The sequence below is a fragment of the Saccharopolyspora sp. NPDC045941 genome (assembly GCF_056431445.1).
The window spans coordinates 16553-29301 of the sequence record NZ_JBWKKU010000096.1 but is presented as its reverse complement, the minus strand read 5'-3'; the positions used below and the strand labels follow the sequence as shown (position 1 = coordinate 29301).

10 protein-coding genes are annotated in these 12749 nt (G+C 69.9%); 8 read left to right on the top strand and 2 right to left on the bottom strand.

All coding sequences use genetic code 11. The features are described from left to right. Positions 1–152 precede the first annotated feature (152 nt). Positions 153–1409, bottom strand: coding sequence for a cytochrome P450 (locus AC07FN_RS42420; RefSeq protein WP_478400777.1), 1257 nt, complete (start codon positions 1407–1409; stop codon positions 153–155). 309 nt (positions 1410–1718) lie between these two features. Between AC07FN_RS42420 and AC07FN_RS42415 the strand changes: the two genes are divergently transcribed. The 8 genes from AC07FN_RS42415 to otsB all read left to right on the top strand — a co-directional run bounded on the left by AC07FN_RS42415 (position 1719) and on the right by otsB (position 11644). Beyond that, the gene (locus AC07FN_RS42415; protein ID WP_478400776.1) at positions 1719–3926 is read left to right on the top strand and encodes an acetate--CoA ligase family protein; all 2208 of its coding nucleotides are present in this window, start codon (positions 1719–1721) and stop codon (positions 3924–3926) included. 26 nt (positions 3927–3952) lie between these two features. Then, positions 3953–5482, top strand: a complete 1530-nt coding sequence (locus tag AC07FN_RS42410) for an acyl-CoA carboxylase subunit beta (RefSeq protein WP_478400775.1) — start codon at positions 3953–3955, stop codon at positions 5480–5482. 213 nt (positions 5483–5695) lie between these two features. Beyond that, positions 5696–7069 carry an acetyl-CoA carboxylase biotin carboxylase subunit gene (locus AC07FN_RS42405; RefSeq protein ID WP_478400774.1) on the top strand — a complete coding sequence of 458 codons (1374 nt, stop codon included), beginning with the start codon at positions 5696–5698 and terminating at the stop codon, positions 7067–7069. A gap of 4 nt (positions 7070–7073) precedes the next feature. Further along, the gene (locus tag AC07FN_RS42400) at positions 7074–7295 is read left to right on the top strand and encodes a biotin/lipoyl-binding carrier protein (protein ID WP_478400773.1); all 222 of its coding nucleotides are present in this window, start codon (positions 7074–7076) and stop codon (positions 7293–7295) included. Between the two features lie 45 nt (positions 7296–7340). After that, positions 7341–7535, top strand: coding sequence for a ferredoxin (locus AC07FN_RS42395; RefSeq protein ID WP_478400772.1), 195 nt, complete (start codon positions 7341–7343; stop codon positions 7533–7535). A 5-nt stretch (positions 7536–7540) separates the two neighbouring features. After that, positions 7541–8746 carry an NAD(P)/FAD-dependent oxidoreductase gene (locus AC07FN_RS42390; protein ID WP_478400771.1) on the top strand — a complete coding sequence of 402 codons (1206 nt, stop codon included), beginning with the start codon at positions 7541–7543 and terminating at the stop codon, positions 8744–8746. Positions 8747–8864: 118 nt separating this feature from the next. Continuing rightward, positions 8865–9962, top strand: coding sequence for an ABC transporter substrate-binding protein (locus tag AC07FN_RS42385; RefSeq protein ID WP_478400770.1), 1098 nt, complete (start codon positions 8865–8867; stop codon positions 9960–9962). 104 nt (positions 9963–10066) lie between these two features. Then, positions 10067–11644: a trehalose-phosphatase gene (gene otsB, locus AC07FN_RS42380; protein WP_478400769.1), complete on the top strand. Its 1578-nt coding sequence runs from the start codon at positions 10067–10069 to the stop codon at positions 11642–11644. 80 nt (positions 11645–11724) lie between these two features. Here the strand turns inward: otsB and ppk2 are convergent, their stop codons facing one another. After that, positions 11725–12546, bottom strand: a complete 822-nt coding sequence (ppk2, locus tag AC07FN_RS42375; protein ID WP_478400768.1) for a polyphosphate kinase 2 — start codon at positions 12544–12546, stop codon at positions 11725–11727. Positions 12547–12749 lie beyond the last annotated feature (203 nt).

The following is a 12749-nucleotide window of genomic DNA, read 5'->3' as shown; positions in this document are numbered from 1 at the left end:
TGCTCCAAAGCGTCTTACTGTGCTGGACCGGCGTTTGCCCCACATGCCAAAGAAAACTCCCCAAACGAAGACAAACTTAACGAAGTACTACTAGCGCCGCGCACGAGAAAGCTCGCTCGATTCCCTGAATCGAGCGAGCTTTCCGGCTTCGGTCAGAGCGTGACGTTGAGTTCTTTGAGGCTGAAGAACGCCCGATCGTCCCGATAGGACAGATGCGTGACCTCGGGGTCGACGAGCTTCATGCCGGGGAACCGCGCGAAGATCCTGGGCACCGCGACCATCAGCTCCATCCGGGCGAGGTTCTGCCCGACGCACTGGTGCGAGCCGAAGCTGAAGGCGAGGTGCTGCGGTTTCTCGGCGGGAATCTCGAAGTCCTCCCACGTGGTGCGGGCGTACTTGCTCTCGTCGTGGTTGGCCGACCAGATGGACGCGACAACGCCTTCGCCCTGCCGGAAGGTGTGCTCGCCGATCGTGATGTCCTCCGTGGCGGCACGGCGCGGCCCCATCCGCGCGACCGAGTGCACGCGCAGCAGCTCCTCGATCGCGACGTCCCACCGGCGTTCCCCGGAGAGCAGCAGCGCGAGCTGATCCGGCCGCTTCAGCAGGGTGAAGATCGACAGCCCGATCATGCCGGCGGTCGTGTCGTGCCCGCCGATGATGAGGATCGTGATCAGCGCCGCAAGCTGATCGCGGGTGATCCCGCCGACTTCGTACTGCTCCCGGATGATGTTGCTGAGCAGGTCGTCGGACAGGTTCGCCTCTTTCAGCGCCGCGTACTCCAGCCCGAGGGCGCGGAATTCCTCGACCGTCCGGTACATGTCCTCCTGCGACAGCGACAGCGTCGTCTGCCGCTCGGTGAGGTCGAAGAACCGCGGGGCGTCCTCGATCGGGATGCCGAGCAGCCGGGTGATCACCGTGGTCGGGATCGCGAGGGCGAACCGGGAAACGAGGTCGGCCCGCCCGGGCTGCGCCGCGAGCGCGTCCAGGTGGTCGTCGACGATGGTTTCGACCTGCTCCCGGTAACCTTCGACGGCCCGCGGCGTGAAGTACTTGACCACGCACCGGCGCAGCGTCGTGTGCAGCGGCGCATCCTGCCGGATCATGCTGTCGGCGACCATGGGGTGGTTCGATCCGGGCAGCCCGCGGACCGGGAAACCCGGCGTCATCGGGTTGGCGCTGAACCTGTTGTCGGAGAGGATCGCCTTCACATCGTCGAACCTCGTCGCCAGCCACGAGGTCTTCCCACCGCCCAGGTCGACCTGGCTGATCGGGCAGGTGGCACGCAGTTCGCTGAAATACGGTGGATCGTCCAGCGGGCGTTCCGGCGCCGGATCCAGCGACAACTGCCTCAGGTGCGGGCACTCCCCCCGCTGCTCGCTCGTGGCTTCGACGGCTGTGCGATCTTCCACGGGGACTCCTTGCTGCCTCGTTGCAGGGCCGGGCTCCTGGATGTGGCCGGCGCGGAAACCCCTCCGCGACGCGGCTGCGGCCATCATGCGTGCCCGCCTCGGCGCGAGGAAGACCCGACCGGTTTGCGCACCGATCGGGACCGGCTATCGCTCCCGCCGGACCGGTGCGAGTGGACAGCCGCGATAGCGATCCGCCATCACCGGTACACGATTCGCGGTATTCCCCGGACATTCCGAGTCCCGCCACACTCGCCGGAGCCACGAGCCGCCTCCCGACCCGGGTGCCGGGCGCCGACGAAGGGAAGACGCTTGATCGAGAACTCCGCGCGGCTGCCGCAGCAGCTGCGAACGGCAATCGCCGCCCTCGTCGCCTCCGGGGCTCAGGTCGTGCCGGAGCCCGAGGCCAAGGAAGTCCTGCGCAGCAGCGGCATCGCGGTCCCGCCTGGCGGTGCGCACGCCGACCCGTCCGTCGCGGCGAACGGGCTCGACGGCGACCTGGTCCTGAAGGCGGTATCGCCGACGCTGGTCCACAAGTCCGATGCGGGCGGGGTTCGCGTCGGTGTCGCGCGGGAGGACCTGGCCACGGAGGCGGCGGCGATGACCGCAGCACTGGCCGCGCACGGGCATCGGATCGATCGCTTCCTCGTCGAGGCCAAGGCCGACCCCGGCCACGAAGTCATCGTCGGCGCGGTGCGCACGCCCGGTGTCGGCTGGGTCGTCATGGTCGGTCTCGGCGGGATCTTCGTCGAGCTGTTCGCCGACGTCTCGTTCGGCGTCGCCCCGCTGACCGCATCGGACGTCACCTCGATGCTGTCCGAGCTCAAGGGAACCGCGCTGCTGAGCGGGGCGCGCGGTGGGATCCGCGCCGACCTCGATGCGCTGGTGTCGCTCGTCCTGCGGCTCGGCGGCGAGGGCGGGCTGCTCTCGGCACTCCCGCCGGAGGTCGTCGAGGTCGACCTCAACCCGGTCATCGTCGACTCCGAACGAGCGGTCGCGGTCGATGCGCGGCTGGTCCTCGCCGCGGGATCCGAAGCGGAACGCGCCGCCGGGGAGCACACCGCGCACGGCGCCTTCGGACGCCTGTTCCGGCCCCGCAGGATCGCGGTGCTGGGTGCGAGCGCGAGCGGGTCGAACATCGCCAACCGGTACATCGCCGACCTCCGGCGATCGGGCTTCGCCGGGACGGTGATCCCGATCCACCCCACGGCGGAGCAGATCGAGGGGCTCCCGGCGCAGCGCTCGCTCCAGGAAGTCACCGAGCCGGTCGACTACGCCTACGTCGCGCTCCCGGCCAAGAAGGTCGCGGACGCGCTGACCGCCGATCCCGGCAAGGTCGCGTTCGCGCAGATCATCAGCAGCGGCTTCGGCGAGGTCGCCGAGGGCATCGAGCTCGAACGGGATCTCGTCCGGCGGATGACGGCGCAGGGGACGCGCGTCATCGGCCCGAACTGCCTCGGGATGCACAGCTCCGCGGCGCGGGTCAGCTTCATCCCGGACCCGCCGCTGACCGCGGGCGGCGTCGCCGTCGTGTCCCAGAGCGGCGGCCTCAGCGTCGACATCCTGCGGCTCGGTGCGGCGCGTGGGATCGCCTTCCACAGCGTCACCAGCATCGGCAATTCCTCCGATGTGGACGCCGCCGAACTCGCCGAGTTCATGCTCGACGATCCGGATGTCGCCGTCGTCGGCCTGTACCTGGAGTCGATCGCGGCGGCGCGCGCGATCCTGGACCTGCTTGCGCGACGAGGCTCCGGCAAACCGGTCGTGCTCCTCGCCGGAGGGCGCACCGCCGCCGGTTCGCGTGCGGCGACGAGCCACACCGGCGCGCTCGCGGGCAACCACCGGCTCTGGCCGGCGGTGTGCCGGCAGGCCGGTATCGCGCTGACGGATTCCCTGGAGGAATTCCTCGACGTGCTGCTGGCTTTCGCCACCGTCCGGCTCGACGGGCCACCGCCGGCCACTCGCGATGCCGTCCTCTTCGGCAACGGCGGCGGTGCCAGCGTGCTGGCCACGGATGCGCTGGCACGCCACGGATTCTCCGTCCCAGCCCTGCCGCAGCCGACGATCGAGCGGATCCAGTCGCTCGGTCTGCCGCCCGGGAACGGCCTGGAGAACCCGATCGACACACCGGCGGGCACGCTCGCGGTGGGCGGCGGCACCATCGCCGGAGACCTGTTGTCCATCGTGCTGGAATCGGCGCCGCCGGCCATCCTCATCACCCACCTGAACGTCGGCATCATCCAGCGGAACCTGGCCGAGCGGCACGGCGATGTGACCAGCACGATCATCCGGAGCATCGCGGCCGCGCACGCCCGCGCCGGCGCGGCGACGCAGCAGTACCTCGTCCTCAAGGGGGACGGCCGACCGGACATGGACCAGGCGGTCGCCGACTACACCCTCCAGGCGCAGCGACTCGGCCTGCCCGTCTTCCGCTCGGTCGACGAAGCCGGCCGGGTCGCGCGGTCCCTCATCGAATTCCAGGAGCGTCGAGCCGCGCTCGTCTGCACCGCCACCGCGTGAACGACCGGGAAGGGCGAATCCACGACATGACCACCGATCACGAAATCCGGCACGCCGAGCGGCGCGCGCACGCGCTGGCGATGGGCGGCGAACGCAAGCTGACCGCCCGGGCCGAGAAGGGCGAGCTCAACGCCCGCGAACGAGTCGCCCGGCTCTTCGACGACGGTTCCTTCCGCGAAATGGGCCTCTTCGCGACCTCGAACGTCGATGCCGACCAGCACGTGACCCCCGCCGACGGGAAGGTCACCGGCACCGGACGCATCGCAGGGCGTCGCGCCGGCGTCATCGCGTACGACTTCACGGTCAAGGGGGCGTCCTCCGGAGCCGTCAGCAACAAGAAGATGGGGCACCTGAAGGACCTGACCGCGCGCAGCGGGATTCCGCTGGTCTACCTGGCCGAGTCGACCGGTGTGCGGATGCCCGACGTCATGGGCGGCACCGGGCTCGGCAACGCCAACGACCGGACGCGGTTCCTGCGCCGGCGGACCAACCCGTGGGTGTCGGCGGCGTTCGGGTACTCCTTCGGTTCCGCCGCCTGGCACACCGCCGGCTCGGACTTCGCGGTCATGCGCAAGGGCGCGATCATGGCCGTCTCCAGCCCCGGACTCGTCGGGCGGGCGACCGGCCAGCAGGTCGACGGCCAGGAACTCGGCGGCTGGAAGCTGCACTCCGAGGTGACCGGATTCGCAGATGCGGTCGCCGACACCGACGAGGAAGCGATCGACCTCCTGCGCCGGTTCCTGAGCTACCTCCCGTCGCACAACGGCGAAGCGCCGCCGATCGCACCGGTGCCGGAAGGTTCGGCCGGCCGCGGCGCGCAGTTGCACGCGATCGTGCCCCCGGAGCGCACGAAGGTGTACGACGTGCGGAAGGTCATCGAGGTCATCGCCGACCTCGGGAGCGTGTTCCCGGTCAAGGAGCGCTACGGCAAATCGCTCGTCACCGCGCTGTGCCGGATCAACGGCCGGTCGGTCGGGGTCATCGCGAACAACCCGATGTTCAAGGGGGGCGCCATCGACGCGGCCGCGTGCGCGAAGGCGACCAGCTTCATCGTGCTGTGCGACTCGTACAACATCCCGCTGGTCTTCCTCGTCGATCAGCCGGGATTCCTCATCGGACTGGACGGCGAGCGCGGCGGAATCGTCGGGAAGGTCATCAACTGGATGAACGCGCTCTCGCTGGCGACCGTGCCGAAGGTGACGGTCATGATGCGCAAGAACTACGGGCAGGGCTACGTCAACATGGGCGGCGCCTGGACCACCGACGCCATGGCCGCGTGGTGGACCGCGGAGGTCAGCTTCATGGACCCGCGCTCGGCGGTCGGGGTGGTGCACGGGATCGACGCCGCCGCGGATCCCGAGCTCTACGAGCGGCGGCTGGCCGAGATGGCGAAGGAATCGACCGGCTACGACGTCGCCCGGGTCTACGGCGTGCAGGACGTGATCGACCCCGCGGACACCCGCGAGTTCATCCTCGGCGCCCTCGAGGACAACGCGCTGAACCGCACCGGCGGGGTGGGTGAGCACCAGCTCAGCAATTGGCCCACGAGTTACTAGGAAGTGTTCGCAAGTGCTTGCGTCGCGGTGCAGGTAGCGGAACCTCGAACGCCCGCCTGCACTCCGGGATCCCCGATTCATGTACGTCCACGGCGTCGGGGCTGTCCTCGCCAGGCGACGTCCGAGAACCCGCGGCGGTGCGAGTTGACGGCCCACTCACCAAAAGAGCAAGCGGCTCACGCCGCTTGTGAAACAGACCCTAGGCGGATGAGGATGTCGCAGCAATTCCCCCGGCGACTGCTGGTCGCCAACCGGGGCGAGATCGCCCGCAGGATCATCGCGACCGCCCGGCGCCTCGGCGTCGGCACCGTCGCGATCCACCACCGCGTCGACGCCGGCCTGCCCTACGTCGCCGAGGCGGACATCGCCCGTGAGATCACCGGCGACCAGCCCGTCGGCGCCTATCTCGACATCGACCAGATCGTCCGCATCGCGGTGGGAACCGGAGCCGACGCGGTCCACCCCGGTTACGGCTTCCTCGCCGAGAACCCCGGATTCGCCCGCGCGGTCGTGGATGCGGGCCTGACGTGGGTCGGCCCCGCCCCCGAAGCGATCTCCGCGATGGGCGACAAGGTCGAGGCCCGGAACCGCGTCGCGGCCGCCGGTGTTCCGGTCGGCGGCGGTGCCGGTGCAGCGCTGTCCGATGCCGCCGAGGCGGTCGCGGAGGCCGAGCGCATCGGCTACCCGGTCATGGTGAAGGCCGCCGGCGGCGGTGGCGGGATCGGCATGACGATCGCCCGCGACGCCGAATCGGTGCGGAAGGAATTCGACCGCACGCAGGCGATCGCGGCGCGCAGCTTCGGCTCCGACCGGGTCTTCCTGGAGCGGTTCGTCGAATCGGCGCGGCACATCGAGGTCCAGGTCCTCGGCCTGGCGGACGGGACGATCCTCACCTTGGGCGAACGCGACTGCTCGGTGCAGCGCCGCCACCAGAAGCTCGTCGAGGAATCACCGGCGCTCGGTCTCGCTCCAGAGGTTCGGCAACGGCTGCACGACGCGGCGGCGAACGCGGCCCGCGCGGTCGGCTACCGCAACGCCGGCACCGTGGAGTTCCTCGTCGACGCGCGGACGCAGGAATTCGTCTTCCTGGAGATGAACACCCGGATCCAGGTCGAGCACCCGGTGACCGAGCTGACGCACGGCGTCGATCTGGTGGAGCAGCAGCTGAGCATCGCCGTCACCGGTTCGGTCACCGCGGGGTTCGCGCCCCGGCCGCGCGGGCACGCGATCGAATTCCGGCTCTGCGCGGAAGATCCGGTGCGGTTCTTCCCCAGCCCCGGTCCGATCGAGCAGTGGGAGGAACCGAGCGGGGACGGGATCCGGGTCGACGCCGGGTACCGGGCGGGACTGGCGATCACGCCGCACTTCGACTCGCTGATCGCCAAGATCTGCGTGTTCGCGGAAGACCGGGACCGCGCGCTGGAACGCGCGCGGGAGGCGCTCGACGGGTTCACCGTCGGGCCGCTGCGCACCAACCTGCCGTTCCTGCGCGAACTCGTCGATCACCGCGAGTTCGCCGCCGGCGGGTACGACACGAACATCGTCGCGGCTGTCACCAGTCGCCCGACGGCATCCACGGGAAGGTAGTGCAGTGGCGGAAACGATCAATGCCGACATGGGCGCGAACGTCTGGAAGGTCCTGGTCGCCGCAGGTGACACCGTCGAACCGGACACGACGGTCGTGGTTCTCGAGTCGATGAAGATGGAGATCCCCGTCCTCGCCGAACACACGGGTTCCGTCACGGCCGTCCACGTCGCGGAGGGGTCGACGGTGAACGCCGGCGATCCGCTGATCGACATCGACGAGCCGTAGGACACCGATGAGGAACGTGACCACCGAACGGAAGGCGGGCGTGCCATGAAGCTCAGGGTCGATGCGGGCAAATGCTGCGGGTCGGGGCAGTGCGTCCTGGCCGCGCCGGCGGTGTTCGACCAGGACGAGGACGGAATCGTGATCCTGCTGGCCGAAGAGGTCAGCGACGAGGCGGTCGCCGACGTCAACGAGGCGGTGTTCTCCTGCCCCACGGCCGCCATCGAAATCGTCGAGCCCTGACCGCCATGGCCGGCAACCCGATGCGCCGTGTCGTGATCGTCGGAGCGGGCCAGGGCGGGGTGCACGCGGCCTCGACCCTGCGGCGGCTCGGCTACGCCGGCGAGCTGACCCTCGTCAGCGCCGAGGCATGCCTGCCGTACCAGCGGCCACCCCTGTCGAAGGCGTTCCTCCTGGACGCCGACCCGGCACGCGTCGAGTTCCACGACGCGGCGCACTACGACTCGATCGGCGCGACGCTCGTGCTCGGCGACCCGGTGACCGGGGTGGATCTCGCCGCCCGCGAGATCTCGCTGGCATCCGGCACGACGACGCCGTACGACCACCTCGTGCTGGCCACCGGCTCCCGCCCGCGCCCGATCCCCGGCCTCCACGGTCTTCGGAACGTCGTTCACCTGCACGACCGCGACGACGCAGTCGCATTGGGCGCGCGGCTGCGCGGCGCGCGATCGATGTTGTTGGTGGGCGGTGGATTCATCGGGCTGGAGATCGCGACGGCGGCCGTCGAACTCGGTTGCTCGGTCACCGTCGTGGAGCGCATGCCCTCGATCCTGGCTCACGCGGTACCGCCGCAGGTCAGCGATCTTCTCCTGCAGCGGCACCGTGCCCACGGCGTCCGGTTCCACCTCGGCAGGTCGGTGGTCGCCCACAACATCGAGGGCGATCGGCTCGAATCGGTCACCACGGACGACGGCGAGCGACTCCCGGCGGACGTCGTGGTCGTCGGGATCGGCTCCGCGCCGTCGACCGACCTGGCCGAACGGGCCGGTCTGGCGGTGGACGACGGGGTCGTGGTCGACACCCGGCTGAGGACCTCCGACCCGCACGTGAGCGGAATCGGCGATTGCGTGCGGTTTCCGCTCGACGACCGGCTGGAGCGGCTCACCTCGGTCCAGCACGCCATGGACTCGGCCCTGCACGTGGCCAGGCAGATCGTCGGTCAGGACGCGCCGTACCGGCCCGTGCCGTGGTTCTGGACCGACCAGGCCGGGGTGAAGGTGCAGATGGCCGGCGCGCCGCGGGCCGAGCACGACCGCACCGAAGTCACGTCCGGCCCGGCGAGCGGGAAGTTCGCGATCCGGCGCTACCGCGGCGACCGGTTCGTCGGTGGAACGACCGTGTCGATGCCGGCCGAGCACGTGAAGATGCGCCGGGAGTTGGCGGCCGAGCTCGCGCCGCCGAAGTCTCCGGCGACCGCCGTCGACGCCTCGTGAGCACGTCGGCAGCCGACCTTCCGCACCTCGAACGAAGAGCCGCGAGGCGAACGACTTCCGGGTCGTCTGAGAGAGGAAAGCCATGCACATCCGATCCGCTGAATCGACTGTCCCCCAGTTGACGCAGACCCGGACCAGCCGCCGCACCATCCTCCGGATGGCCGGCGCATCGGTTCTCGCCGCCGGCGCGGGAACCCTGCTCGCCGCGTGCGGCGACGGTTCGTCGGGCTCGCCCGCCACCGGCACAGCCCCGGGCGCGGCACCGAAGCCGACCCCGTTCCGCGTCGCCACGGCGCCCGGCGACAACTACTTCATCGACGCGGTCAACCTCGACCAGGACCAGTACGGCAAGTACAACCTGGAGGTGCCGAAGTTCCTGCACCCCTCCAGCGGCGTGCAGGGGATGCAGCTGCAGACGGCGGGCCAGATCGACGGGCAGATGCAGGACACCCTGCTGGTGATGACGACCTTCGCCAACTCCAGGCCGGGCGAGCGGCCCGTCATCATCGGCATGCGCATCCCCGAAACGACCTACTCGATCGTCGTCAACAAGGGGAACTGGCCATCCGACTCGGCGAGCTTCGCGGACAAGATGGCGTCCCTGAAGGGCAGGACGATCGGCGTCACCGCGATCGGTGCCGGGGCCGACAAGCAACTCCGGCTGGCCCTGCAGCAGGCGGGAATCTCCGAGGCCGACGTCACGCCGCTCGCCGTCGGGCAGACCACTCCGGCGATCGCCCAGATGAGCGCCGGGAAGATCGACGCCTACGTGGGCATCACCTTCGCCACCGCGCGCCTGATGGCCGCGCAGACCGGCGGCAAGGTGCTGATCGACTTCACCGCCGACGGCGTCCCGGACCTGCTCAGCAAGCAGCAGGTCGACGTGCTCATCGCCCGCGAGGACTACGCGAAGTCCAATGCGGACGCGTGCAAGGCATGGCTCGCCGCGCAATGGGAGGCGAAGGACTGGATCCTGGCCAACCCGGACGCGGCCGCCGACCTGCTCAACACCGACAGCTTCGACGGACAGGGCCTGGACGTCTCGAAGCAGTACATCCGGCACTTCAGCGACGTCGTCGTACCGAAGCTGCTCCCGCAGTGGAAGGTCGCGAAGGACGCGATCGACCTGATGACCGAGGTCGCCGTGCAGACCGGCGCCGTCAAGGAAGGCCAGGTCACCTACGAATCTCTGGTCGCGGACTTCGCCCGCGCGTAGGCGCACACGACCAACGTGGGGCCTGGCTACCGCGTGGGAGGCTGTGTGGAACTGCGCTGTGATCTGGGTATCCCGTGAGGACGTCGTACCCGCACGGAGCCATCATGGCCGCTACGAGCATCGATCCGCTCCGCTACCACGCGGTGCTCTTCGAACTGGACGGAGTGCTCGCCGACACCGCCACGGTGCACGCCGCCGCTTGGAAGCGCCTGTTCGACGGGTACCTGGCCGAGCGCGCGCCTGCTCCGGCGGAGGACCACCTTCCGTTCACCAGCGACGACTACCTCCGCCACGTCGACGGCAAGCCGGGGGTCGATGGCGTGCGGGACTTCCTTCGCTCCCGCGGCATCCGGTTGCCGCTGGGCAGCGCAGGCGACGCGGCCGGGCAGGAAACCTGCCACGGGCTGGGCAAGCTCAAGGACGGCTACTTCCGCGACGCCCTGGACGCCCAGGGCGTCGCGGTGTTCGACGACGCGATCGCGCTGATCGAGTCGTTGCACCGCCACGGCGTCCGGACCGCCGTCATCTCCGCGAGCACGAACTGCGCCGCCGTCCTCGAACGAGCCGGGATCGCGCACCTGTTCGGCGTTCGGGTCGACGGCGTGGTGGCAGAGGAGCTCGGGTTGCCCGGCAAGCCCGATCCCGCCGTGTTCTTCGAGGCCGCCCGCCGGCTCGGCGTCCGGTCATCGAGCTGTGCAGTCGTCGAGGACTCCGAGTCGGGTGTCGAAGCCGCCAGGACCGGTGGCTTCGCCCTGGTCGTCGGCGTTGCCCGGTCCGGTTCCCCGACCAGGCTGCCGGGAGCGGACGTGGTCGTGTCCAGCCTCGCCGACGTCACCGTCGCCGGTTCCGGGGAACGCCGCCTGTCCGAAGTGCCCGACGCGCTCGACCGGTGGGCCGAGATCGCGGATCGCCTGCGAGGCCACCGTCCGGCGGTGCTGCTGGACTTCGACGGCACCCTGGCCCCGATCAGGGAGGAGCCGACCGCGGTCGCGTTACCGGCAGGGACCGGCGAGGTGCTGCGGGGTCTTGCCCGGCACTGCCCGGTGGCGGTGATCAGCGGCCGCGACCTGCGGGACTTGCGCGAACGGGTGCGGGTCGAGGACGCGTGGTGCGCGGGCAGCCACGGCTTCGAGCTGGCCGGGCCCGATGGCACGTCGGTCGCGCAGCAGTCGGGCGAGACCGCGCTCCCCGACCTCGACGAGGCCGAACGGCTGCTGTCTGCCGAGTTGCGGCCGGTGGCCGGCGCGCTGGTCGACCGCAAGCAGTTCGCCGTCGCCGTGCACTACCGCAATGTCCGGCAAGACGAGGTCGAGCGGGTGATCTCCACCGTTCACCGGGTCGGTGACGCACGGCCCGGGCTGCGGACGACGCACGGCCGACGCGTGGTCGAGTTGCTGCCGGACATCGACTGGAACAAGGGCAGGGCGCTGCGCTGGTTGCTGGACCGCATCGGGCTGGTCGGCCACGACGTCGTGCCGGTGTTCGCCGGCGACGATTACACCGACGAGGACGCCCTGCGCGAAGTGCACGACGACGGCATCGGCATCGTGGTGCTCAGCACCGAACACGGCGATCGCCTGACATGGGCGCGGTACTCCGTCGATGGTCCACGTTCGCTGTGCGCGTTGCTCTCGCGCATCGCATCCCTGGTGCGGGGAGCAAATCCGAACAGGCCGGGCTGACCGCACGAACCATGATCGATCGTCCTGTGTGGATCGATCATTTCCCCGAACATCTCGCGAACCGGGGGGCGTCCGACGCATCAGAGCGCGGCGGCGTGGTCGGGTACGTAGGTGTAGTTCTCCTTGGGCGGCCGCTCGTAGTCGCCGGGCCGTGGTCGAGCCGGCAGGTCCACCCGAGGGCGTGGCATCTCGCGGTACGGGATGCTGGAAAGCAGGTGCGCGATCATGTTGATGCGGCCCCGCCGCTTGTCCTCGCTCTCCACCAGGTACCACGGCGCCTCCGGCGTGTCGGTCGCCGCGAGCATCTCGTCCCTGGCCTTCGAGTACTCGTCCCAGCGGGACACCGATTCCAGGTCGATGGGCGACAGCTTCCACCGGCGCATCGGATCGTCCATGCGCTTGCGCAACCGCCGTTCCTGCTCGGCCTGGCTGATCGAGAACCAGTACTTCCGCAGCAGCAGGCCGTCCTCGACGAGCAAGTTCTCCAGCACCGGGCACTGCCGCAGGAACAGGCGGCACGCTTCCTCCGTGCAGAACCCCATCACGCGTTCGACGCCCGCGCGGTTGTACCAACTGCGGTCGAACAGCACGATCTCCCCCGCCGCCGGCAGGCGCTCGACGTAACGCTGGAAGTACCACTGCGAGCGCTCCCGCTCCGACGGCGCCGGAAGCGCCACGATCCGCGCGACCCGCGGGTTGAGGTACTCGGCCACCCGCTTGATCGTGCTGCCCTTCCCGGCCGCGTCACGCCCCTCGAAGACCACCACGAGCCGGGCGCTCTCGACGCGGACCCACTCCTGCAGCTTCACCAACTCGCTCTGCAACCGGAAGAGCTCGCGTTCGTAAACGGGCCGCGGCAGCCGCTTCCCGGCTCCGCCGGCCTCGCTGTCGCCACCGGTCATTCCGATCACCTCCAGCCCGCACACGCGCGGCGCGCGGAAACGCCGGTTCGATCGTCCACAATGGTCACTTCGCGGGGCCGGATCACCATCTGCGGAAGTTGCTTCCGCCCAGGACCAGGGGGAAGCTCCGCCGCCTACGTCGTGACGGCACTCCCCCCGCACCACGGGTTTCCCGCCCAACGCCGCCCGGGTACCCGGGACGG

Excerpts from the sequence above, each read along its gene's own strand:
- AC07FN_RS42410 (WP_478400775.1), top strand. The coding sequence starts at position 3,953 with ATGACCACCGATCACGAAATCCGGCACGCCGAGCGGCGCGCGCACGCG.
- AC07FN_RS42405 (WP_478400774.1), top strand. The coding sequence starts at position 5,696 with ATGTCGCAGCAATTCCCCCGGCGACTGCTGGTCGCCAACCGGGGCGAG.
- AC07FN_RS42395 (WP_478400772.1), top strand. The coding sequence starts at position 7,341 with ATGAAGCTCAGGGTCGATGCGGGCAAATGCTGCGGGTCGGGGCAGTGC.
- AC07FN_RS42390 (WP_478400771.1), top strand. The coding sequence starts at position 7,541 with ATGGCCGGCAACCCGATGCGCCGTGTCGTGATCGTCGGAGCGGGCCAG.
- otsB (WP_478400769.1), top strand. The coding sequence starts at position 10,067 with ATGGCCGCTACGAGCATCGATCCGCTCCGCTACCACGCGGTGCTCTTC.
- ppk2 (WP_478400768.1), bottom strand. The coding sequence starts at position 12,546 with ATGACCGGTGGCGACAGCGAGGCCGGCGGAGCCGGGAAGCGGCTGCCG.